The sequence below is a fragment of the Streptomyces sp. AB3(2024) genome (genome assembly GCF_041862025.1).
GTDB lineage: Bacteria > Actinomycetota > Actinomycetes > Streptomycetales > Streptomycetaceae > Streptomyces.
Window position 1 is genome coordinate 16,188 of record NZ_JBGWAB010000071.1, and the last position, 23,231, is coordinate 39,418.

The 23,231-nt window shown below is 73.0% G+C and carries 17 protein-coding genes; 9 read left to right on the forward strand and 8 right to left on the reverse strand.

All coding sequences use genetic code 11. The features are described from left to right. Positions 1 to 256 precede the first annotated feature (256 nt). Positions 257 to 2,323 (forward strand): phosphocholine-specific phospholipase C, encoded by a 2,067-nt coding sequence (locus tag ACEPPI_RS24860; RefSeq protein WP_373917475.1) that lies wholly within the window; start codon positions 257 to 259, stop codon positions 2,321 to 2,323. 60 nt (positions 2,324 to 2,383) lie between these two features. Here the strand turns inward: ACEPPI_RS24860 and ACEPPI_RS24865 are convergent, their stop codons facing one another. Beyond that, positions 2,384 to 3,322 (reverse strand): LysR family transcriptional regulator, encoded by a 939-nt coding sequence (locus ACEPPI_RS24865; RefSeq protein WP_373917476.1) that lies wholly within the window; start codon positions 3,320 to 3,322, stop codon positions 2,384 to 2,386. A gap of 88 nt (positions 3,323 to 3,410) precedes the next feature. Here ACEPPI_RS24865 and ACEPPI_RS24870 point away from each other — a divergent pair, with 88 nt between their 5' ends. The 3 genes from ACEPPI_RS24870 to ACEPPI_RS24880 all read left to right on the forward strand — a co-directional run bounded on the left by ACEPPI_RS24870 (position 3,411) and on the right by ACEPPI_RS24880 (position 7,675). Beyond that, positions 3,411 to 4,346, forward strand: coding sequence for a zinc-binding dehydrogenase (locus tag ACEPPI_RS24870; protein ID WP_373917477.1), 936 nt, complete (start codon positions 3,411 to 3,413; stop codon positions 4,344 to 4,346). Then, a complete protein-coding gene (locus ACEPPI_RS24875) occupies positions 4,343 to 5,410 on the forward strand; it encodes an alpha/beta hydrolase family protein (RefSeq protein WP_373917478.1) in 1,068 nt (355 codons plus the stop codon). The genes ACEPPI_RS24870 and ACEPPI_RS24875 overlap by 4 nt, the downstream gene beginning before the upstream one ends. Before the next feature lie 156 nt (positions 5,411 to 5,566). Continuing rightward, complete coding sequence (locus ACEPPI_RS24880; protein ID WP_373917479.1) at positions 5,567 to 7,675, forward strand: SpoIIE family protein phosphatase; 2,109 nt, start codon at positions 5,567 to 5,569, stop codon at positions 7,673 to 7,675. An 11-nt stretch (positions 7,676 to 7,686) separates the two neighbouring features. Here ACEPPI_RS24880 and ACEPPI_RS24885 read toward each other — a convergent pair whose 3' ends face one another. The 3 genes from ACEPPI_RS24885 to ACEPPI_RS24895 form a co-directional block, all read right to left on the reverse strand. Continuing rightward, on the reverse strand, positions 7,687 to 8,865 hold the full coding sequence (locus ACEPPI_RS24885) for a PP2C family protein-serine/threonine phosphatase (protein WP_373917480.1): 1,179 nt from the start codon (positions 8,863 to 8,865) through the stop codon (positions 7,687 to 7,689). A 95-nt stretch (positions 8,866 to 8,960) separates the two neighbouring features. After that, positions 8,961 to 11,030 (reverse strand): prolyl oligopeptidase family protein, encoded by a 2,070-nt coding sequence (locus ACEPPI_RS24890; protein ID WP_373917481.1) that lies wholly within the window; start codon positions 11,028 to 11,030, stop codon positions 8,961 to 8,963. Further along, positions 11,027 to 11,389 carry a hypothetical protein gene (locus tag ACEPPI_RS24895; protein ID WP_373917482.1) on the reverse strand — a complete coding sequence of 121 codons (363 nt, stop codon included), beginning with the start codon at positions 11,387 to 11,389 and terminating at the stop codon, positions 11,027 to 11,029. Before ACEPPI_RS24895 ends, ACEPPI_RS24890 begins: the two co-directional genes overlap by 4 nt. Positions 11,390 to 11,844: 455 nt before the next feature. Between ACEPPI_RS24895 and ACEPPI_RS24900 the strand changes: the two genes are divergently transcribed. The 3 genes from ACEPPI_RS24900 (at position 11,845) to ACEPPI_RS24910 (ending at position 15,247) form a co-directional block, all read left to right on the forward strand. Then, entirely contained in the window at positions 11,845 to 12,999 is a 1,155-nt protein-coding gene (locus ACEPPI_RS24900) for an Ig-like domain-containing protein (RefSeq protein WP_373917483.1), read from the forward strand. Between the two features lie 1,004 nt (positions 13,000 to 14,003). After that, a complete protein-coding gene (locus tag ACEPPI_RS24905; protein WP_373917484.1) occupies positions 14,004 to 14,933 on the forward strand; it encodes a hypothetical protein in 930 nt (309 codons plus the stop codon). Positions 14,934 to 15,034: 101 nt separating this feature from the next. After that, complete coding sequence (locus tag ACEPPI_RS24910) at positions 15,035 to 15,247, forward strand: transposase (RefSeq protein WP_373917485.1); 213 nt, start codon at positions 15,035 to 15,037, stop codon at positions 15,245 to 15,247. Between the two features lie 479 nt (positions 15,248 to 15,726). Here ACEPPI_RS24910 and ACEPPI_RS24915 read toward each other — a convergent pair whose 3' ends face one another. Next, entirely contained in the window at positions 15,727 to 16,143 is a 417-nt protein-coding gene (locus ACEPPI_RS24915; RefSeq protein WP_373917486.1) for a hypothetical protein, read from the reverse strand. A 110-nt stretch (positions 16,144 to 16,253) separates the two neighbouring features. On the opposite strand from ACEPPI_RS24915, the gene ACEPPI_RS24920 reads away from it, so the two are divergent. Beyond that, positions 16,254 to 17,464 (forward strand): IS3 family transposase gene (locus ACEPPI_RS24920; protein ID WP_373917493.1). Its coding sequence is split into 2 segments (ribosomal slippage): positions 16,254 to 16,545 and positions 16,545 to 17,464, totalling 1,212 coding nucleotides; the frame shifts between segments, so codons are not numbered across the junction. A gap of 6 nt (positions 17,465 to 17,470) precedes the next feature. Here the strand turns inward: ACEPPI_RS24920 and ACEPPI_RS24925 are convergent. Together ACEPPI_RS24925 and ACEPPI_RS24930 are read right to left on the reverse strand one after the other, a co-directional pair. Further along, entirely contained in the window at positions 17,471 to 17,800 is a 330-nt protein-coding gene (locus ACEPPI_RS24925; protein WP_373917487.1) for an HIT family protein, read from the reverse strand. Positions 17,801 to 17,888: 88 nt separating this feature from the next. Beyond that, positions 17,889 to 18,818, reverse strand: a complete 930-nt coding sequence (locus tag ACEPPI_RS24930) for an aldo/keto reductase (RefSeq protein WP_373917488.1) — start codon at positions 18,816 to 18,818, stop codon at positions 17,889 to 17,891. Between the two features lie 81 nt (positions 18,819 to 18,899). On the opposite strand from ACEPPI_RS24930, the gene ACEPPI_RS24935 reads away from it, so the two are divergent. Next, the gene (locus tag ACEPPI_RS24935) at positions 18,900 to 19,910 is read left to right on the forward strand and encodes a DUF5937 family protein (RefSeq protein WP_373917489.1); all 1,011 of its coding nucleotides are present in this window, start codon (positions 18,900 to 18,902) and stop codon (positions 19,908 to 19,910) included. Between the two features lie 194 nt (positions 19,911 to 20,104). Here the strand turns inward: ACEPPI_RS24935 and ACEPPI_RS24940 are convergent. Next, a partial coding sequence (locus ACEPPI_RS24940; RefSeq protein WP_373917490.1) for a TIM-barrel domain-containing protein occupies positions 20,105 to 23,231 on the reverse strand: 3,127 nt, incomplete at its 5' end.

Consider the following 23,231-nt stretch of genomic DNA (forward strand, 5'->3'; position numbering starts at 1 on the left):
CGGCGGGGTGTGCGTCGTCACGTGCCGGGTGCGGGCATCACGCACTGTAGGGGAGCGCGGGCTCCCCGCGACAGGCCGCCCGCCGACGGGGCCGGTTCGCACCCCAACCGGTCGCCATCTGGCCGAACTCCGCCGGAATCCGGCTGCCGTTCGCCTGGTGTATCCGCTGCCGTCACGTCAGGCTCCCTGTCCGGTACCCCGGCCGCGCTGTGCTGGGGGCGCTCAACCACCCCTCAACCACAGAGGTCGTACCGCCATGGCAGAACTCAACCGCCGCCGTTTCCTCCAGCTCGCGGGCGGCGCCGCAGCCCTGACGATGCTCGACGAGAGCATCGCGCGGGCCGCCGCCATCCCCGCGCAGGGGAGCACCGGCACCATCGCCGATGTCGAGCACATCGTGGTCCTCATGCAGGAGAATCGTTCCTTCGACCACTACTTCGGCGCGCTGCGCGGCGTCCGCGGCTTCGGCGACCCGCGCCCGGTGACCCTGCCCAGCGGCAAGTCGGTCTGGCACCAGTCCGACGGCACGAAGGAGACGCTGCCCTTCCGGCCGCCGTCCGACGACCTCGGCATGGAGTTCCTCCAGGGCCTCAACCACGACTGGGCGGGCGGCCAGAGCGCCTTCAACAAGGGCCGCTACGACAACTGGGTGCCCGCCAAGACGCCCACGACCATGGCCCACCTGACGCGCGAGGACATCCCGTTCCACTACGCCCTCGCGGACGCGTTCACCATCTGCGACGCGTACCACTGCTCGTTCATCGGCTCCACCGACCCCAACCGCTACTACCTCTGGTCGGGCCACACCGGCAACGACGGCAAGGGCGGCGGCCCGGTCCTCAACAACGCCGAGGCGGGCTACGGCTGGACCACCTACCCCGAGCGCCTGGAGGCGGCCGGGATCTCCTGGAAGGTCTACCAGGACATCGGCGACGGCCTCGACGCGGCCGGCTCCTGGGGCTGGATCAACGACGCCTACCGCGGCAACTACGGCGACAACTCACTCCTCTACTTCAACAGCTACCGGGGCGCCAAGCCCGGCGAGCCCCTGTACGAGAAGGCGCGGACCGGCACCGACGCCAAGGCGGGCGAGGGGTACTTCGACAGGCTGCGCGCCGACGTCGCCGCCGGCACGCTGCCGCAGATCTCGTGGATCGCCTCCCCCGAGGCCTTCAGCGAGCACTCCAACTGGCCGTCCAACTACGGCGCCTGGTATATCGCCCAGGTGCTGGACGCCCTCACCTCCAACCCCGACGTGTGGGCCCGTACCGCGCTCTTCATCACCTACGACGAGAACGACGGCTTCTTCGACCACGTCGTCCCCCCGTACGCCCCCGCCGACGCCTCCCAGGGCCTGTCGACCACGCCCACCGCCCTGGACGTCTTCCCCGGCAAGCCCGGGTACGTGGCCGGACCGTACGGCCTCGGCCCGCGCGTCCCGATGCTCGTCGTCTCCCCGTGGAGCACCGGCGGGTACTCCTGCTCCGAGACCTTCGACCACACCTCGGTCATCCGCTTCATGGAGCAGCGCTTCGGGGTGCGGGAGCCCAACATCTCGCCGTGGCGCCGCGCCGTGTGCGGAGACCTCACCTCCGCCTTCGACTTCGCGCGCAAGGACACCGCCTCCGTCCGGCTGCCCGACACCGGGGCCTGGGCCCCGCAGGACCGCGACCGCCACCCCGACTTCCGGCCCACCCCGCCCGCCGAGGGAGCCGTACCGCGCCAGGAGAAGGGCCTGCGTCCCACGCGGGCGCTGAGGTACGCCCCGTACGTGGACGGCGCCGCGCTGACCGGGGAGGGGAAGTTCCGGCTGGCCTTCGGTGGCGGCCCGGAACTGGGCGCGCAGTTCTACGTCACCTCCGGCAACCGGACCGACGCCCCCTGGACCTACACCACCGAGGCGGGCAAGTCGATCGCGGACGTCTGGAACACGCGGTACTCGGCCGGGGTCACCGACCTGACCGTGCACGGCCCCAACGGCTTCCTGCGCGGCTTCCGCAACCCCGGCACCACCCCCGGCCCCGAGGTCACCGCACGCCACAACGCCACCACCGGAAACCTGGACCTCACCCTCACCAACGACGGGGCCTCGGCGGCGACCCTGACGGTCACCAACGCCTACGGGGGCGGGCCCAAGCGCCTCACCGTCGCCAAGGGCGCGACGCTCACGTACGCGGTCCCGCTGAGGAACACGCGGCGCTGGTACGACGTGACCGTCACCGCGTCCGGGGCGCCGGACTTCCTGCGCCGCTTCGCGGGCAAGGTCGAGACCGGAACGGCCGGCCTGTCGGACCCCGGGATCCTGACGGACCAGTCCTCCTGACGCCCGTCCCGAGCGGTCGCCCGGCGGGCGGCCGCTCGGGCTCGCCCCGCACCCGTACCCCTACGCGGACTCCGGCTCCGGCTCCGGCAGCCAGTCGCGCGCCGGGTCGTACTCCAGCCAGCGGCTGCGCCCGGCCTCCTCCGCGAGCCCGGCCAGCAGCGCGGGCAGCCCGGGGTGGGGGTCCGCGGCGCGCCACAGCAGCGACCAGGCGTAGAGCGGGGTGGGCCGTACCAGCGGCACGGACCGGATGTCCGGGTTCCGCGGGAGCGGCACGTCCGCCGGCATCAGCGTGAAGCGCCGCGGGTCGCCGCGGAGCCCGGACAGGAAGTGGTCGGGGCCCAGGTTCGGGCTCTCGGCGTGCTCGGCGACCCCGAAGCGGCGGGCGAAGCGGTGCAGGAAGTCGAGGCGGTCCAGTGCCCCGGGGGTCCACAGCACGCCGCCCCGCAGCTGTTCGGGCCGCAGCTCGGGCTCCGCCGCCAGCGGATGGTCCGCTCCCAGGACCGCGTCGACCGGCTCCAGGCGCACCAGACGGTGCGTCAGTCCCGCCGGCAGCGGCGGGTGGACGCGCCCGAACGCCGCGTCGACGTCCCCGTGCAGCAGCGCGGCGGCCACCGAGGGCAGGTCCCGGCCGTGGCCCGGTCGCAGGGCCGCCTCCCCGGCGGCCTCCGCCACCGGGGCCAGCGTCCGCATCGGCGCGTACAGGTGGCCCCACACGTCGACCCTCAGCGGCCGGTGCCCGTCCCGCACGGCGGCCACGGCGCGGTCGGCGGCGGCCAGGGTCCGGCGCGCCGGTTCGAGGAACCGGCGCCCCGCGTCGGTCAGCCGGACGCCCTGGCCGCCTCCCCGGTCGAACAACGGCGTGCCGAGGGCGGACTCCAGGCGTGCGATCCGTTTCGACAGGGCCTGCTGGGAGACGGAGAGCGTCTCGGCAGCCCGGCCGAAGTGCAGTTCCCGTGCGGTACCCACGAAGGCGCGCACCTGCGCGAGATCAAGATCCACGCCCTCACCTTAGGCGACAACCCCTGGTTGTCGTCCGGTCCCGCGGGTTGTTGGACCGCTCCACGGGCCCGCCGCTTCCATGACGGGCATGAGGAGACTGATTCCCACGGGAGATCCGGCGCGGCCGGTGGAGTTCACCGAGGACGCCCAGCCGGTACCCGCCGACGGCGAGGTGCTGGTCCGTGTCGAGGCGTTCGCGCCGAACCGCGGCGAGACGTTTCTGCTGGAGCGGCCGAAGCCCGGTCTGCTCCCCGGCAAGGACGTCGCGGGGCTGGTGGTGCAGGCGGCGGCCGACGGCTGCGGCCCGCCGATCGGGACCCGGGTGGTGGGCCACCCGCCGCTGGGCGGCTGGGCGGAGTACGTGGCCGTACCCACGCACGCGCTGGCCGTCCTGCCCGACGGCATCGACGCGGTCCGCGCCGCGGCGCTGCCGCTGGCCGGGATCACGGCCCTGCGGCTGCTGCGCGCGGCGGGGGGCCTGGCGGGCCGCCGCGTCCTGCTGACCGGAGCTTCGGGTGGCGTGGGGCATTACGTCACCGAGCTGGCGGCAGCGGCGGGGGCCGAGGTCACCGTGGTGACGGCGACCGCGGCGCGCGGGGAGCGGCTGCGGCGCCTCGGCGCGGCTGCGGTCGTGCACGAGGTGGCGGCGGCGCGGGGGCCGTTCGAGGTGGTGCTGGAGTCCACCGGCGGCCCCGCCCTCGCGGTTGCGCTGTCCCGGCTCGCGCCGGGCGGGCTGCTGGTGTGGTTCGGGCAGGCCTCCAGGACCCCGGCGACCCTGGACTTCTTCGACTTCTTCGCCGGTCCGGAGGGCGCCTCGATCCGGCACTTCCACTACGCCGGGGCGCCCTACGCCGACGATCTGGACACCCTCGTACGTCTGGTGGGGGCCGGGCGGCTGCACCCGGAGATCGACCGGGTCGCGGACTGGGAACGGACCGCCGGGACCCTGGTGGACCTGCGCGAGCGGCGGATCCGCGGCAAGGCCGTGCTGACGACGGGCCTGACGGCGGGGGCGGCCCGATGAGCCGGGCACCGGCCGCGGCCGCGGACACCGCCTCCACCGAGGACTCCGCCACCGCCAAAGCCGCCGCCGTCGCCGTCGCCGAGGAGCGGTTCAGCCGGGCCACCGGGGCCGGGCTCGACCCGCACGAGTACCGGTGGGTGACGGGCGGGCCGGCTCTGGCCGACGGCTGGGCCGAGGCCTTCGCGGCCGCGGGCCGGCGCCACCTCGCCCGCGCGGAGCGGGCTGCCTCGGCCCTCTCCGGGGGCGGGCACCTCCAGGTCGCGGCCCGCTGGTTCCACTTCGCGACGCTGGGCCCGGACCCGCGGGGCCGGGCCCAGGCGCGGGCCTCCGCGGAGGCCGACGCGGCCATGGGACGGGCGCTGGCCCTGCTGGAGCCGGGGGCGCGGCGGATCGAGGGGCCCTCCTTCGCCGGCTGGCTGCGCGGGTCGGCGGACGCGGCGGCCACCGTGGTGGTCGTTCCGGGCCTGGACTCCGGGAAGGAGGAGTTCCACGCGGTCACCGGGGCACTGCTGGACCGGGGGCTGGCGGTGTTCGCCATGGACGGGCCGGGCCAGGGCGTGCTCGCCCCGTACAGCACCCTCCGGCCGGACTACGAGCAGGTGGTGGCCGGGGTCGTCGACGCGCTCGGCGTCGACCGGGTCGGGCTGATCGGCCTCAGCCTGGGCGGCTGGTACGCGGCGCGCAGCGCGGCCCTCGATCCCCGCGTGGCCGCGGCGGCCACGGTGAGCGGGCCGCTGCGGCTCGACTGGGACGGTCTGCCGCCCGTCCTGCGGGAGCTGCTCGCCCGGCGCGCCGGCGGGGTGGGGCAGGCGCGCGCGTTCACGGGCCGGGTCGACCTGTCGGGGGTGGCGCCGGACATCGCCTGCCCGCTGCTGGTGGTGGACGGCGGGCGGGACGTCATCCCGGGCGTGGTGAACGGGGCGGGGCTGGCCGCGCTCGCCCCGCGCGGGGAGTACCTCCTGGTCCCGCACGGCGACCACCTGCTCGGGAACGCCCACCCGCACTGGCTGGCCCGGACCGCGGACTGGCTGGCCGAAGCCCTCACGGCCCCCGGCCGGACCTGACCGGCCCCCGCCCCGGCACGCCCCGCCCCACCCGGGCACGCCCCACTCCGGCACGCTCCGCTCCCGCCCCGGCACCCCCGGTACCCGGCACCGGGTCGCAGGGGCGGGAGCGGGGACGCAGCATGGAAGGAGGTCCGTCCGGGTGAGGAGGCCCGCATGACCGATGGGCAGCCTGCTCCCCGCGCCACCCGCGCCGGGGCACGGCGCGGGGCGGTGAGGTCCGCGGCGGCCGGGTCCGTGGCCGCGGGCGCCCTGCTCGACGTCCTCGGCGTGGCCGCCATCGTCCTGGACGCCGCCGGCCGGATCACCCTGTGGAGCCCGCAGGCGGCCACCCTGTTCGGATACACGGCCGAGGAGGCCCTCGGCCGGTACGCGGCGGCGCTGCTGGTCTCGGACGAGGACCGCGAGGAGGTGCTGGGGCTGTTCGCCCGGGTCATGGCGGGCGGGGATTCGGGCTCGTGGGCGGGGGTGTTCCCCGTACGCCACCGGGACGGCCGTACCGTGCTGGTGGAGTTCCGCAACATGCGGCTGCAGGCCGACAACGGCCGGTTCTTCGCGCTGGGCCTCGCCTCCGAGCAGGCCACCCTGCGCCGGGTCGAGCGGGACCTGGCCCTTTCCCTGCGCCTGGTCGACCAGTCCCCCATCGGGCTGGCCGTCCTCGACACCGATCTGCGTTTCGTGCTGGTCAACCCGGCGCTGGAGCGCATCAACGGCGTGTCCGCCGACCGGCACCTGGGGCAGCGGATCGCCAAGATCCTGCCCTTCCTCGACGGCTCGTCCATCGAGGCTCGGATGCGCGAGGTCATGGCGACCGGCGTGCCCGTGCTGGACGAGTTCACCGCCGGCCGGGTCGCCGCGGACGACGAGGGCGAGCGCGCCTGGCTGGTGTCGCTCTACCGGCTGGACGACCAGGCGCACCGGGTGATCGGCGTCGCCGTGTCGGTGATGGACGTGACGGAACAGCACCGTACGGCCGTGTCCGCTGCCCACGCCCGGCGGCGCCTGGCCCTGATCGCGGACGCCTCCGTCCGCATCGGGACCACCCTCGACCTGGACATCACCGCCCGGGAACTCGCCGACGTCGCCGTCCCGGAGGTCGCGGACATCGCCGCCGTCGACGTCCTCGACACGGCCCTGACGGGTCTGCGGCCGGGCGGGGATCCGAACGACCTGGGCGTACGGTTCCGGGCGCTGGCGGTGAAGTCCGCCTACCGCACCCCCGCCGAGGCGGCCGCCGACCCCGTCGGGGACGTCGCCCTGTACGGCCCCGCCCGGCTGGTCTCCCGCTGCGCCCGCACCGGCCGGCCCGTCCTCGTCCCGCACGTGCTGCCCGAGGACCTGCCCCGGATCGCCCGCGACGAGGACGCGGCCCGGCTGCTCGGCGAGGCGGGCCTGCACTCGTACCTGGCGGTGCCGCTCATCGCCCGGGGCCAGGTCCTGGGCGCCCTGGACCTCAAGCGGGCGCGCAACTCCGCGCCGTTCGGACCGGACGACGTGCTGCTCGCCTCGGAACTCGCGGCCCACGCGGCGGTGTCCATCGACAACGCGCGCTGGTTCCAGCGCCAGCGGCACGCCGCCCTCACCCTCCAGCAGCACCTGCTCCCCCAGTCCCCGCCGGCGGCACCGGGCCTGGACATCGCCTACCGGTACCAGCCCGCGGGGGCCGCCGACGAGACCGGCGGCGACTGGTTCGACGTCATCCCCCTCACCGGGGAGCGCACCGCGCTGGTGGTCGGGGACGTGATGGGCAGCGGCATCAACGCCGCCGCCACCATGGGACAGCTGCGGGCCACCGCCCGCGCCCTGGGCCGCCTGGGTCTGGACCCGGCGACGGTCCTGACCCACCTCGACGCGGCGACCGCCGACCTCGGCGAGGCGATGGCCACCTGCGTCTACGCCGTCTACGACCCGCACACCCGGCTGTGCCTGTTCTCCACCGCCGGTCACCTGCCCCCGGTCCACCTGCGCGGCGGTCGCCACCCACAGCTCCTGCGCCTGAAGTCGGCGGTCCCGCTGGGCGTCGGCGGCATCCCGTTCTTCACGACCGCGGTGACCCTGGCCCCCGGGGACGAGCTGGTGCTGTACACCGACGGGCTGGTCGAGACCCGCGACCAGGACATCGACACCCGGCTGCTGACCCTCACCGACCTCCTGGCCGGACCGCACCGCCCCATCGAGGAGACCTGCGACCTGCTCCTGGCCGCCCTGCGCCGCCCCGACACCCACGACGACGTCGCCCTCCTGATCGCCCGCGCCCTCTCCTGACGGGGCCCGGGTCAGGGGTGCGGGGAGCGGGAGCGGATGCGGGCCGCGAGGACGGCGACGTCGTCCTCGGCATGGAGGGCGTCGAGGCCGGTCACGACCGCGTCGGCGGCTTCGGCGATGCCGGCGCCGCGCGGCAGCCGCAGGGCGGTGAGGCGGGCCAGGGAGGTGTCGATGTCCTCGCCGCGGCGTTCGACCAGCCCGTCGGTGTACAGCAGGAGGGTCTCGTCGGGGGCCAGGGGGTGGGCGGCGGACTCGTAGCCGCCGAGGCCGGTGCCCAGCGGGGGGCCGACGGGGACGTCGAGGAGCCGCCCGGTGCCGTCGGCGGCGAAGACGGCGGGCGGCAGGTGGCCGGCGCTGGCGTAGACCGCGGTCCCGCGGGCGGGGTCGACCCGGACCAGGAGGCAGGTCGCGGGGCGCCGCCCGGCGTCCTCGGAGACCACGGCGTCGAGCTGGCGCAGCACCCGGTGGGGGGCCAGGTCGGTGGAGGCGACCTCGCGCAGGGTGGAGCGGTAGGCGTTCATGTCGACGGCGGCGTCCAGGCCGTGGCCCATGACGTCCCCGACGACCAGCAGGGTCCGCCCGTAGTGCAGGCGCACGCTCTCGTACCAGTCGCCGCCGACGAGCGCGCTCGGCCCGACGGGCAGGTAGCGGCCCGCGATGAGGAGGTTGGGGTGCGGCCGGCCGGGGTCCGAGACCAGGGCCCGCTGAAGGTCGAGCGCGACGCCCTCGGTGGCGGCGAGCCGCCGGGCGTGCCGGACGTGGACGGCGGCGACCCGCGCCGCGAAGTGCAGGGCGGCGGCCTCCCGGTCGGTGAAGGCCGCGCCGGTGCGCGCCACGAGGAGGATCCCGTACGAGGTGCCGTGGCGGGCGAGCTCGACGGACAGGCCGTGCACCGGGGGGCCGCCCGGCCGCAGCGTCCAGCTGCGCAGCGGGTGCCCGGCGTCGACCGCCCGGACGGCGGCGCCCGCTCCGGGGACCGGGGGCCGCAGCAGGCGGGCGGCGCCCGCCTCGGCCACCCGCTCGACGCGGCCGGCCTCACCGGTCAGGTCGACGGCCACCGCGTCGCAGAGGGTGCGGAAGAGGAAGGCGGCGAGCTCCCGGCAGGTGGTGTGCTCGTCGTCGGTCGTGCCGATCGCGTCGAGGGTCTCGTCCGGCGCCGGGACCCACGCGCGGCTGTCGCGATCCGACACGGTGCCTCCGCCCGCCGGGCGGCCCCGTGCGGGCCGCCGGTGGCTCCATTCCACCAGCCCCCGCGCGCCGGGCGGGGCAGCGCGCCGGACGGCCTTCACCTGCGCGGGGTCAGCCGCTCCCACAGGAAGGTGTGCACGAGGGCCTCGTTGAAGGCGGTCTGCCGGTGGTCGGTGGCGCCGCCGTGGCCGCCGCCGAGGTGCTCGTGGAAGAGGACCGGGTGGCCGAGTTCGCGCAGCCGGGCGGCGGCCTTGCGGGCGTGGCCGGGGTGGACGCGGTCGTCGCGGGTGGAGGTGAGCAGGAGCAGCGGCGGGTACGCGGGGCCGTCCGCGCGCATCCGGTGGTACGGGGAGATGCGCTCCAGGTGGGGCCGGTCGGCCGGGTCGTCGGGGTCGCCGTACTCGGCGGTCCAGCTGGCTCCGGCGAGGAGCTTGTGGAAGCGGAGCATGTCCAGCAGGGGCACGTGGGCGACGACCGCGCCGAACAGTTCGGGGTCGCGGGTGAGCATGGCGCCCATCAGCAGGCCGCCGTTGCTGCCGCCCTCGATGCCCAGCTGGGCGGGGGTGGTGACGCCACGGGCGGTGAGGTCGCGGGCGACGGCGGCGAAGTCCTCGAAGGCGCGGACGCGGTTGGCTCCGAGGGCGGCCTGGTGCCAGGCGGGTCCGTACTCGCGGCCGCCGCGGATGCCGGCGACCACGTAGGTCCCGCCGCGCGCGAGCCAGGCCCGGCCGGTGACGGCGCTGTACTGCGGGACCATGGAGATCTCGAAGCCGCCGTACCCGTAGAGCAGCGCGGGGCCCGGGCCGGGGCGGTCCTCGGGGCCGATAACAAAATAGGGCACCCGGGTGCCGTCGGCGGAGGTGGCGAAGTACTGGCTCACGGCCAGGCCGGCGGTGTCGAAGAGCGCGGGTCCCCGCTTGACGGCCTCTCCCCCGTCGGCCGCTCCGGCGGTGCCCCGGTACAGGGTGGAGGGCTGGAGGAAGCCGGTGACGTTCAGGAAGTACTCGTCGCTCTCGTCCGGGTCGGTGCACACGACGGAGGCCGTGGACAGCGGCGGTACGCCGGCGAGCGGGGCGCGGGTCCAGCCGTCGGGACCGGGGGTGAGGAGCTCCAGGCGGGAGGAGACGTCGGCGCGGGTGGTCAGGAGGAGGTGGTTGCGGGTCCAGCTGTGGCCGCCGAGCGCGGTGTGCGCGTCGGGGGTGAACAGCACGTCGGGCTCGCGGTCGCCGGCCCGGAAGGCGTCGAGGCCGAAGGCGAGGAGGCTGCCGGGGGCGTGGCCGAGCCAGGGCGAGCGGGGGGTCACCAGCAGCCACTGGCGGTGGATGGAGGCGACGGCGTCGTCGGGCACGTCGATCTTCTCGGGCGGACCGTCGGGGTCCGCCGGGAGGAGGAACAGCTCCTGGTTCCAGAAGTCGATCTGGCGGGAGACGAAGTCCCGTTCGAAGCCGGGCGTGTGGTCGCGCCAGCCGGAGGCGGAGAGGTCCGAGGGCCGGCCCTCGTAAACGGTCTCGGCGGACTCGACGGGCGTACCGCGGCGCCAGCGGCGGACCTGGAGGGGGTAGCCGGAGGGGGACATGGATCCGGGGCCGAGGTCGGTACCGATCCACACGTGGTCGTGGTCGATCCAGCCGATCCGGGTCTTGGCCTCCTCGACGGCGAAGCCGCCGTCCACGAAGCAAAGGCTCTCCAGGTCGAACTCGCGCACCACGCAGGCGTCGGCACCGTCCCGGGACAGCATGACGAGGGCGTGGCGGTGTCCGGGGGCCAGGACCGCGCTGCCGGCCCAGGCCCACTTCTCGCCCTCGGCCTCGGCGAGGGCGTCCAGGTCCAGGACGGTCTCCCAGGCCGGGTCGTCGGTGCGGTACTCCTCCAGGGTGGTGCGCCGCCAGACGCCGCGCAGGCGGTCGGCGTCCTGCCAGAAGTTGTAGAGGTGAGGGCCGCGCCGGACGACGTACGGGATGCGCCCGTCGTCGTCGAGGACCTCGCGCACCTCACGTTCCAGCACCTTGAAGTCGGTGCCGGTGGTCAGCGCGTCGACGGTCTCGGCGTTGCGCTCGCGGACCCAGGCGAGGGCGGCCTCGCCGGACACGTCCTCCAGCCAGAGGTACGGGTCGTGGTCGTGGGGGCCGGAGGGCTCGTGGGGCACGCCGGGGGCTTCGTCGCTCATCCGTCGATTGTGCCGGACGGGGCCTTCGGCCCGGCGGGAGGCCCGGCCGCTGCCCCGGTGCCGGCCACGGATTCCGCACCGGCCCCGCCTTCGGCACCGGCCCCGGATTCGTCCCCTGCCCCGGATTCGGCCATGGCTTCGGTGATCGTCGCGCGTCCTCGGACGCTGCGATCACCGGTGTGGGCGACCAGGTTGCGGCGAGCGACGATGCGATCGAACTCTGCCGTGGATTCGCCGACTTCGGCCCTGCGTCTCTTGTCGACCCTGGTCAGGAGCTTCTTCTCTCCGACCAAGCTGAAGAGCTGTCCGATCTGAGCGGGCGCCGGGCTTGTGCGCTGTCGGACTTTCAGCTCGGCCATTTGCGCAGCTCGCCTGTCAGTCGAACGGGAGTTCCCTGTCGGGGAATGTCCGGCGCCCGGATTGTCCGCGCACGGGCTTTCTCGGCCATCCGGGTTGCCGCCCGGCGCGGTGTCTACCGATGACCGTCGCCGATGGTGACGATGAGTGACCATAGGATCATTCTCGGTCCTGTGGTCATGCCCGGAAATCCATCGTCGCGCCACTGTGGCAGCCGTCCGGCTTCTTCCTCGCAGGAGTCGGGACGCGGGGTCCGGCGGCATAGGAGGAACTGCACATGCTCGTTTCACATGGCCAGGCGAGTACCCGCAGAGCGGAGGGCGAGCCGACCCCCTCCGCTTGGTCGAAGGGCCCCCTGCGGCGGCGGCGCGCGTTGGTGGCCGGCGCCCTTGCCCTGGGAATGTCCTTCGCGCTCGTCCCTGTCCTTGCCGCCCCTGCCTCAGCGGTGGGCACCTGCGTGCAGACCGGCAGCCAGGTTACCTGCACCTTCAACTACACCGGCTCGGCCGACTCCTTCACTGTCCCGGCCGGGGTGACGCAGGTGGGCTTCGACGCCAAGGGAGCCTCCGGCGGCGCGGGGACCAGCCTCTTCAACCCCGGAGGCACGGGTGCGGCCGGCGCCGAGGTCACCGGCAGCCTGGCCGTCACCCCCGGACAGACGCTGCAGGTCAACGTCGGCGGCGCCGGCGGTAACGGAACCCAAGGCGGATCACCGGGCACCGGCGGATTCAACGGCGGAGCCAACGGTGGAGGGACGGTGGACGGGCAGAACACCGGTGGTGGCGGCGGGGGCGCCTCCGACGTCCGCTCGGGCACGTTCGACCTGGCCTCGCGGCAGGTGACGGCCGGCGGCGGTGCCGGTGGTGGCGGCGGAGGTGGGGACGGCGTCGGCGGTGGCGGCGGGGCAGGCGGGCAGTCCGGTGCCGACGGGACCGCCGGCGCGGGCGGTGGAGGGGCCGGCGGTGGTGGCGCGACTCCCACCACACCCGGTGCGGCCGGCGGCAACGGGGGCCCGGGTGTCCTCGGCACCGGCGGTACCGGCGGCACCTCGCTCCAGGGCGGCGGTGGTGGCGGTGGCGGCGTGTACGGCGGCGGTGGCGGCGCGGGAGAGTTCGGATCGGCCGGCGGCGGTGGCGGCGGATCGAGCGCCGCACCGGCCGGCAGCACCTTCAGCACCGGTGTGAACACCGGAAACGGCATCGTCATCCTCACCTACACGCTGCCCAGGGCCGTCGTCGTCACCACTCTCACCTCCAAGCCGAACCCCTCCAAGAAGGGGAAGCCGATCACTCTGACAGACACCGTCTGCCCGTCCCCCAACAACCCGGACTCGCCGGCCCCCACCGGCACCATCACCTTCGCCTCCGACGGCACCCTCCTGGGCACCGTCCAGCTGACCCCCGGCGCCAGCAACTGCAGCACCGCCACCCTCGTGGTCAGCAGCCTGTCCGCCGGCACCCACGCCATCACCGCCACCTACTCCGGCGACGCCACCTACGAGTCCAACTGCAGCGTCCCCGAAACGCTCATCCAGTACGTCAAAAAGGACTGCCGTCACCACCACAGCATCCCGAAGCCGTGGGGCGGACATGACGGCTGCAAGAAGGACTGACCGGCAGCCGAACCGGCACCTGTCACAGGACCTGATGGTTCGAACAGGGTTCCCGGGCAGGTGATTTTCTGGTGGTCCCCACATGACGGCAGGGCCTCTTGGCGGCTCGCGGGTGCGCGTGCATTCGAGTTGCAGGAGGCCCTGTTGCCGCACTCTGCGTACTCACGCCCACTTCGTCCAACCCTGCCACTCCCTCATGTGGCTGCGTCGCGCACCGGTACGGGAACGCGGCGGACTGTCCGGTGCGGAGACGCAGGTATCCGTCGGACATGACGGCGGCCGCCCTGTTCGCGTTGTTCGCCGACCAGCAGTGCGCTCACGGATGGAGGAAACCGTCCACCGCAGCCGCGAGCACCCACGCCCGGCGCAATGACGCTGCACTCAAGGGCCACAGCTCCCGGCACGACCCACGGCCTCGAACGCAAGAGCGGGAACTGCCGGCCGCCTGAAAGTACTCGACTCGGTCGAGCTCCAGGACAATATCTCACCTGGTGGGTGGCCAGGACCATGCGGCGGGCGAACTCGAGTACTGCGGTGCGGCTCGGTGCCGACAGAGCAGGCGCCGAAAATGCGGGTGTCGTCGGACGGCAGTAAGCTCGCCATTAAGTGTGCCGAACTATTCATCGGTGGTTGGAGCAGGCTCCTTTCTCTAGCAATCTAAGGATGAGTGCTTCACGCTGCACAGCCGGGGAGGGCCTGGCTGGACGCCGGTAGCAGAATGGCTCAGCAGGCGACGCGCCGGGTCAGGCGCCAGTGGCTTACTTCTGAAGATTTACCGAGAGCATGCAACCGGTGCAGTCATGACGCTGTCTTGGCGATGTCGGACCCCGGCTCCAGAGGGCTACAGCGCAGCCCTCGCGAACCTGCACAACCCCGTGCAACCTCCACGAATAGAGTCAGCAGGGAGCCCGTGATTCCCCGGCCTGGGTTCGAAACTGAGACCACCAGCCGCGCGGGCCGCCGTTCTTTCACCCACTTCAGGTGACCAGGCGGAGGCAGTGGACATGCTTACACGGAACGCAAAGAAGCAGCTGGCCGTCTCGGCCGCACTGCTGTCCGCCGCCCTGGTGGCAGCTGGCGCATCATCGGGCAGCAGCTCGCCATCCCTGGCAACGTCCTCGTCCGCGTCATCCTCGCCGACGCCAAACCCGCCGACGCCGAACCCGGAGGTGGCGAAGAAATACCCGGGCTGTGACGCCCACTTGCACGATGGGGATAAAGCCAAGACGACGACGTTTTCCAACCTCCGCGGTGTGCAGTACGCCGAGGTCAGCCTCGTCTGCGGCCCCGGCGTGGCAACCATGTACAACACGACATTCATGAATAACCCGAAGAATCCTACTACCCCGGACCTAAACCTTAAAGAATCGGCTCCCCTCGCCTTGTGGAACAGCTTCTCACAAGACTCGGTGGCACTGGACTACAGCGTGCCGAACGTCCTCAAAAACGGCCCCCGCTTCTGGGTGAATGACTGGATAAAGCTGCCCGTCGGGCCCACGCTGTATTTCAGCGGAATCTATGCCCGCTGGTTCGCCAACCCGCAATACGCGCCGGACATATCCAAAATTTTCGGGAACCCGAAGTTTGCCTACAAGGAGACCACCGTCGAGCGTAGTTCGACCATTGGATTCAACGCGGGCACAAAAATCTTCGTTCTTGTTGACCCCGACAACAATCCCTACATCATGCAGGCTGGATCCTCGCAATTCGACGCCACTGAGAACATCCAGACACTTACGCAGCCGGATTTCGCGAGCAAGCTTCACCTGCCGAGCGGCTGGCAGTACAAAGTCATCACAATAACGAAGCCTCTGACGATCCAGTCCGTCAACGGAAAAGCAACCGTCTTGACCGACTACCTGGCCAACACGTACGACTCCTGCACCTCTCCCTCCACGGCCGCCTGCAGCTACAACCCGCTGACCGGCCAGTAGGTCCTGCGGTGATGTGAGTAGCTGCATCTCAACCGATCGTGAAACGTGCAGGTAGAACAGGGTTCCTCGCGGAATGGGTGGCGGTGCGGCCCTTGCCGCCCATGCCAGCCTGGCTGGAGGGCCGGGGCGGGATCGCATGGCGGGCCATGCCCGCGGATTTCCCCGGCTGGGCCCGGGTCTATGCCTTCTTCCGCCGCTGGCGCGAGAACGGGCTGGTCACGGAGTTCCATGACCGGCTGCGCGGCCGGGTGCGGGAGCGCGCGAGGTGCGGGAGGCGGAGCCGACGGCGGGGATCATCGACGCGCAGTCGGTGAAAGCCGCCGCGAACGTTCCCGCCGCCTCACGCGGCTTCGACGGCGGGAAGCTGGTCAACGGGCTGCCTTGTATGGGCCGACGGTGGCTACACCGGCTCCCTCATCGACTGGGCCCGGCGAAAACTCGCCCTGGCCCTGGAGATCGTGCCCGCGTGCGAGGTATGCCTGCATGCACTTTCACTCTTTCCTCCTTGCTCTCCGGCGCACAGGCGTACCGGCTGCCAGCGCTGCCCAGACACGGGACAGCCCGGAAGGGATGCCTGAGCTCCCTGAGCGATCGGAATACCAGGACGGATGTGCACGGCGGGCTCGGCTCGCTCGGCCACGCCCGCCCTCCCGCCCGATGTGGGAGGGATGACACACGAGGTCGGCCACCAGGCCCTTCAAGCAAAGTGCGACCTGCCGTGCGCTTCGGCCCTTCCAGGGGTCACCAGCCGGCCAGCCGCCGGTGAGAGCCGGGCCGAGGACCAACAGCTTCTTCAGGAAGGCGACGGCCGCGGGGGCAGGCCCGCCTTGTTGGCCCAGTCGATGAGCTGCCGCAGCCTTGAGACGGCCTGGACTAACGTCGAGATGTCGGCGCGGTCGTCGCCGAGATGTACCCCGACGTCGTAGAGGGCCTCGTGCTGCGGATTGGCCAGGGCCATGAGGACCTCGCGGGCCAGGAGGTTCCAGGCTGGATCGGTCAGGTGCCCGCTGAACTGGACCCTCCACTGGCAGCGCATGAGATTGGGCGGACGGCGAGCCACGTCGTTGAAGTCCCAGACGACTGTCTCGCCGAATCGTGGCGGCACCACACTTCTGTCGCGTACTTGGCCCAGGAGCGGGTGGCTCTGCAGGACCGGCTCGTCGTCGCCGAACAGAGAGGCGGTGCGGGCCGCGTGCTGGTTGAGGATCACTGGTCGAACTCCGTGTGTGCGGCAAGGGGGAGGTCGAGGGCGGGCCTTGACCCCGGGTTTTGGACACCGGAGACACTTGGATCTTGATGGTCCAGGAGAACGGAGTCCCCGTGGGGATGAAGCGCTATCCCGCCGAGTTCAAGGCGGACGCGGTCGCGTTGTACCGCTCGAGGCCGGGAGCGACGATCAAGTCGGTCGCCGCTGATCTCGCGGTGAGCACCGAGACGCTGCGGAACTGGATCCGGGCCGCCGACGGCCGCCGCCCCGGCGCCCACTCCTCAGCGCCGGCCGCTGCCCGGGGTGGCGGTGACGACGTTCAGGCGGAGCTCGCCGCGGCCCGCAAGAGGATCCGTGAGCTGGAGGAAGAGCGCGACATCCTCCGCAAGGCGGCCCGGTATTTCGCGACGGAGACGCGCTGGTGAACCGCTGCCAGTTCGTTGAGGATCACCAGCGCCGTCACGGCGTGAAGCGGCTCCGCAACATCTTGGGCCTGGCCCGCTCGAGCTTCTACTACTGGCGCCGCACCGCGGCCGCAAGAGCGGCCCGGCAGACCGTCGAGGCCGGGATCGCGGATCGGATACGCAAGGTCCACCAGGATTCCGACGGTACCTACGGAGTCCCCAGGATCACCGCCGAGCTCCGTGACGAGGGCGGCCCGGCGGTCAACCACAAGCGCGTCGCCAGGATCATGCGGACCATCGGGCTCGAGGGAGTCCGTCTGCGCCGCCGGCACCACACCACCGTCGCGGACCAGGCCGCGGCGAAGGCACCGGATCTGCTCGGACGTGACTTCACCGCATCCGAGGTGAACATGAAGTACGTCGGCGACATCACCTATCTGCCGGTCAGCGGTTCGAAGCCGCTCTATCTCGCGACCGTCATCGACCTCGCCTCGCGCCGGCTGGCCGGGTGGGCGATCGCCGACCACATGCGGACAGAGCTCGTCATCGACGCCCTGACGGTTGCCGAGCGGACCCGTGGAAGCCTTGCCGGAGCGATCATGCACACCGGCCACGGATCTCAATATTCGAGCAGGGCCTTCGCGGAACTCTGCAGGTCAGCAGGGGTCCGGCAGAGCATGGGCGCGGTCGGCTCCAGCGCGGACAACGCCGCCGCGGAAAGCTTCAACGCCGCCTTCAAGCGGGAGACGCTCAAAGGCCGGAAGGCCTGGTCGAGCGAGCGCGAGGCCAGGCTCGACGCGTTCCGCTGGCTGACCCGATACAACACCCGACGCAGGCACTCCCGCCTCGGTCAGCGGTCCCCGATCGCCTACGAGAACGACCTCCAAGCAGCAACAACTACCCTGGCCCAAGCCGCATAGACGTGTTCAACATCCGGGGTCAAGGCCCGATCTGAACTGCCCCAAGAAGAGGTGGAACACCGACTGCTCGGAACCGGGCCCGCCGGCGCTGAGGATGTTGACCCCGGTGGCCCCCAGCCCCTCGCGCATCGCCCCCGCCACCCGCTGGACCAGCGCCGTGGTGGCGGCGAGGACCTCCGGCGGGGTGTCGAAGAGGTCCGCGTGGTGGGAGGCCGGCACCACCAGGGTGTGGCCCGGTGCCAGCGGGTCGAGCGGGGCGAACGCACGGGCCGCGGCGGAATGCAGCACCCAGCAGGCACCGTCCTCGCGGATCAGGCGGCAGAAGACGCAGTCCATGCGTGGCGACACTGCCAGGCGCGGGCCCGGAACGCGAGCGGATTCCGCCCGCGCGGCACTCGTACCCCGCGCCCCGGTGCCCTGGCGGTCAGGCCTGGTCGGTGCGCCGGTGGACGGCGTCCAGGGCGGTCAGTTCCGCTTCCGTCAGGCGCAGGGCTCCGGCGGCCACGTTGGCGGTGAGGTGGTCGGGGTTGCCCGTGCCGGGGATGGCGAGGACGTGCGGGCCGCGCTGCAGGGTCCAGGCCAGCCGGACCTGCGCGGGGCTCGCACCGTGCGCACGGGCCACGGCGAGCAGTTCCTCGCCCTCCGTGCCGCTCGCGCCGCCCTCGCGGCCGGTGGTGGCTATCGAGTAGAAGGGCACGAAGGCGATCCCCTGCTCTCCGCAGAAGCGGACGAACTCGTCCTGGTCGGGCCGCATGCCGATGCCGTACGGGTTCTGCACGCACACCACCGGGGCCACGGACCGCGCCTCCGCGAGCTGTTCCGGGGTGACGTTGGAGACGCCGAGGTTGCGGATGAGCCCGGCCTCGCGCAGCTCCGCCAGCACTCCGAAGCGCTCGGCGACGGAGGCGCTGCCGCCCGGGATTCCGGACACGCGCAGGTTCACCAGGTCGAGGTGGTCGCGGCCGAGCTGGCGGAGGTTCTCCTCGACCTGGCCGCGCAGGCCGTCGGGTCCGGCGTGCTCCGCCCACTCCCCCGACGCCCGGCGGGCGGGACCGACCTTGGTGGCAATGACGAGGTCCTCGGGGTAGGGGCCGCCGAGGGCGCTGTTGATCAGCTCGTTGGCGGAGCGGAGCGGGGAGAAGTAGAAGGCGGCGGTGTCGATGTGGTTGACGCCGAGTTCGACCGCGCGGCGCAGGACGGCGAGGGCCCGGTCCCGGTCGCCGGAGGCGGCACCGGCGTGCAGGGCCGCGCCGTTCTGGGGGATGCGCATCGCTCCGAAGCCGATGCGGTTGACCTCCAGGTCGCCGAGCTTCCAGGTCCCCGACGCCGCGGCGGTGATCGTTTCAGTGGTCATGCCGGAATGATCCACCAGCCGGTACGCTCACGGCCACGGATTGGGGCATGTGTGAATCCATGGGAAGGCAGGGGCGTCTTGATGCGGCGCGAGGTGCCGGACGGGCCGGTCAGGCTGGCGTTCTCCGCCGGCGACCTGGCACAGATGCGCTTCGCCGTCTCCCCGATGTGGGAGGTCGGGACGAGCATGCGGCTGCTGAGGTCCGGGGCCGCCCATCCCGTACACGGCCCGTGGACCGCGCAGGTCCGGCCGCGGCTGACCGCGGCCGGGCTGGACCGGGGCTGGCTGGCCGAACTGGTCGCGCCGAAGGGCTTCGTACCGGACTTCCTGAACCCCGCGCCCGATGGGCCCACCCCGACCCTGGCGCAGGAGCTGGCCCGCGTCAGGGCCGCGCCCGCGGCCGCGGTGCGCCGGGACCTGGACCGGTTGGCCCGGGAACAGGGGCGGCTCGGTCCCCGGTCGCGGGCCCTGTACGCGGATCCGCAGGAGCGGCTGGCCCGGGTGGCGGAGGAGGCCGAGCAGTACTGGGAGCTGGCCCTGGGCCCGTACTGGGCGCAGATCCGCACCGTGCTCGACGCGGACGTCTTCCACCGTGCCCGGCAGGTGGCCGAGCAGGGCGCCGCCCGTCTCCTCAACGACCTGCACTCCTCGCTGAGCTGGTCCGGCAACGCGCTGCGGCTGGCGCTGCGGCAGCGTTCCCTGTCCCGCGGGACGGCGGGGTCCGGGCTGGTGCTGATCCCGTCGGCCTTCACCGGGCCGGCGCCGCTGACCCGGGTGGCGCCGCCGGAACCGCCGCAACTGGCCTATCCGGCGCGGGGGACCGGCTCGCTGTGGGCGTCCCGTCCGGCCGTCGCCGGCACCGCCCTGGCGGCCGTGCTCGGCCGTTCGCGGGCCCGGCTGCTGGCGGAGCTGGACACCCCGGCCTCCACCACCGAGCTGGCGGCCCGCACGGGGCTCTCGCCCGGCGGGGTGTCCCAGTACCTGACGGCCCTGCGTGACGCGGGCCTGGTCAGCGCCCACCGCGCGGGCCGCTCGGTCCTCTACGCCCGTACGGCGGTGGGCGAGTCCCTGCTCACGGCGGGCTCCGCCTGAACGGGCGGTACGGGTACGGGTGCGGGTTCCGCGTTCGCCCGCCCCGGCGGACCACGGAGCGTTGGGGTCGGCACGCACAGCGTCGCCCCGGCGGTCGAGGGCGGGCCGGAGCCGCGGCCGGGGAGAAAGCATGGCCGCGGCGGCGCTGCTGCCGGGCCGGACACCCGTGGGGGAGGTGTCCGACCCGGCGGGGGTCACGGGGTGAGGGTCCAGCGCTGGGCGGGGGTGCCGGCGCAGGCGGCGCGGGTGAGGGCGGTGCCGTCGGCGGTGCCGGATCCGGCCGGGGTCAGGCACTGGCCGCCCGTACGGAGACTGCCGTCCGGGCCGGGTTGCCAGCTCTGGCCGGGGGTGCCCGCGCAGGTCCGGACGGTGACCGCGGCGGGGTCGGTGCCGTCGAGGCAGACCCCGGCGAGTCCGGTGAGGCGGCCGTCCGGCTGGAGGGTCCAGCGCTGGTTCGGGCCGCCGTGGCACGTGTACAGGGTGGGCCGCGTCCCGGGGGCGGTGGCGCTGTGGGGGAGGTCCAGACAGCTCGTGGAGGCCGAGTTGACGAGGGTGGCGTCGGCGGGGAACGGCGTCGGCCGGCCCGTGAGGGTGAGTTCGGCGGCGCTGGTCCACGGGCCGCGCCCGCCGGCTTCGGTCAGGGCCCGCAGGCGCAGGTAACGGCCCGTTCTGGGGGCGAGGGGGACGGTTTTGGCGGCCGGGGTGTCCGCGAGGGTGCCGGTGGCGGCCGGGGTGCCCCAGTCGGCGGTGGTGTCGGAGACGTAGACCTCGTACCCGCCGATCCGGCCGTTGACCCCGCCGTCCTGCCGCGGGAGGTAGCCGAGGGAGTCGACGGTGTACCGGGCACCGAGGTCGATGCGGATCTCGTGCGGGAGGGCCGCCGGCTTGCCGGAGGACCAGGCCGTGTGCCAGATCGTGGACGGGTCGCCGTCGAAGGCGCCCGGGGCCGCGCCGTTCTCGGCGGCGGTCTCCTGGCTGTCGGCGGAGACCAGGCTCCAGGCCGTCTGCGGGACCGGCGCGGAGCCGGTGGGGACCGGGTCGGCCGCGGGGACGGCGGTACCGGTGGCGGTCACGGTGAACGCGCCGCTCTTCGTGCCCGTCTTGACCCACAGGACGCCGGAGCGGTCGGCGGGGTCGAAGAACCAGCCGGTGGCGGCGGAGTCGTAGGCGGCCTTCGAGGCGAGGCGGGGCAGTGCGCTTCCGTCCACGGTGAGCGCCGCGGGGGCGGAGGCCACGTGGAGGGTGAACTCGTATCCCCGCGAGGCCGGTTGTCCGGCGTAGGAGCCGGCGGGCGCGCCGACGGAGACGGTGACCGTGCCGGAGCCGGCGGTGGGCGCGGTGACGTCCACGCGCTGACGGGCGTAGGCGCCGGACTCGAACGCGCGGGTGCGGCCGTCGTCCTCGTAGAGGCTGAAGGTGGAGTTCCCCCGCGGGTGGACGTCGTAGGTGAGGGTGGAGACGGGCTTCTCCCCCGTGTGGTTCATCTGCGGCCACATCGGGACGACGGCGCCGCCCTTGACGAAGAGGGGGAGGGTGTCGAGGGGGGCCTGGTAGCCGTTCAGCCAGCCCGGTCCGGCGTACGTCTTCCCCGTCCAGTAGTCGGTCCAGGTCCCGGCGGGCAGGTAGATGCCGTCACGGACGGAGGTGTCGGAGACGACGGGGGCGACGAGGAAGGAGTCCCCGGCCATGAACTGGCCGCTGGTGAGGTTCCCGCGGGCGACCGGGTCGTCGGGGTACTCCAGGACCATGGCGCGCGTGCTGGGGACGCCGGTGTCGTGGGCGGCCCGGCTCATCGTGTAGAGGTAGGGCATCAGCCGCATCTTGAGCTGGAGGTACTTGCGGTTGACGGACAGGTACGGCTCGGCGAAGCGCCAGGGCTGTTTGTCCTGGTAGCCGGCCGACGGATTGGTGGCGCCCCAGCCCGACATGGTCATGAAGGCGGGGGTGAAGGCCTTCCACTGGAGGTCGCGGACGTAGGTCTTGGGGCTGCCGCCGAAGATTCCGTCGACGTCGCCGGAGGCGTAGTTGAGGGCGGACAGGCCCGCTCCGGCGATGGCGGGGACGTGCCAGCGCATGGCGTCCCAGGTGCCGCTGGTGTCACCGGTCCAGACGACGGCGTTGCGCTGGGTGCCGGCCCAGCCGTCGACGGTCCATACGTAGCGGCGGGCGTCGGAGTTCTTCTCGATGCCGTCGACGGCCTGCTGGACGCCGTTGAAGGCGTCCTTGTAGCCGCCGCCGATCCAGGCCACGTCGGTCTTGACGCCCCGGCTGCCGGCGGTGCCCACCTCGTCGGCGATGGAGCCGAGGCCGGTGGAGGTCCACAGGCCGGTCTGGAAGCCCTTGGCCTTCAGGGCGTCGACGGTGGACTTGAGGGGGGCCGTGTAGCCGCAGCCGTAGCCGTCGTTGGGCAGGAACCAGCCCGAGGGCATGTCGGCGGCGCGGGCGTCGGCGGCGTAGCCGGCCACGTCGGCCGTGGTCTGGTGGCGGAGGCGGTTGTGGTCGCCCTGGTAGTCCGGGTTCGAGGCGTTGAAGCAGTCGGCGTTGCCGAGCTCGAAACCCCAGGCCGGGGCGAGGAAGGGTTTGCCGCTGACGTCGGTGTACGCGTCGAGGACGGACTTGAGGGAGTCGCCGGTGAAGTACCAGGCGTCGAAGCGGTTCTCGTCGTGGGTCAGGGTGGTGGGGGCGTTGAAGGCGTACGAGCCCGGGGCCCAGGTGTTGCGCATGACGCCGTAGCGGTTGGTGGACATGTAGAAGGGGGCGGGGCTGGCGTTGTCGTTCTCGCGCCACTTGTTGTCGACGGCGACCGGGACGGTCTTGCCGCGCAGCGCCCACTCGCCGAGGCGCAGCCCGGTGCCGTAGAACTGCTCGTCGGCGCCGCGGGCCAGGTACTGGGTCGTGTGGCCGCCGCCCCAGCTGGTGGGCTGGGTCTCCTCCCAGACGGGGGTGGAGTCGTCGGCGCGGTAGACGGAGAAGCGCAGGGGCGATTTGTTGACGTGGATGGACAGGCCGCCGGTGGTGATCCGGTAGTACGTGCCCGCATCGGTGGAGGCCGCGGCGACGGGGCCGAAGTCGGTGGTGGGAGCGAGGTCGGAGCCGGCCGGATCGTCGGAGAAGGAGCCGTCGGGGGACAGCCAGAGCCGGAAGACGTCGGCGCGGGCGACGACCACGCGGGCCTTCGCGCCGCTGGTGGTGCTGACGGTGAAGGTGCCGCCCGCCTGCGCGAGGCCGGTGACGGTACCGGCCGTGGAGACCGGGGCGGCGGGGGCCGGTGCGGCCGCCGCGCGGGCGGTGGCGGGACCGGCGGCGGCGAGGCCGGCGACC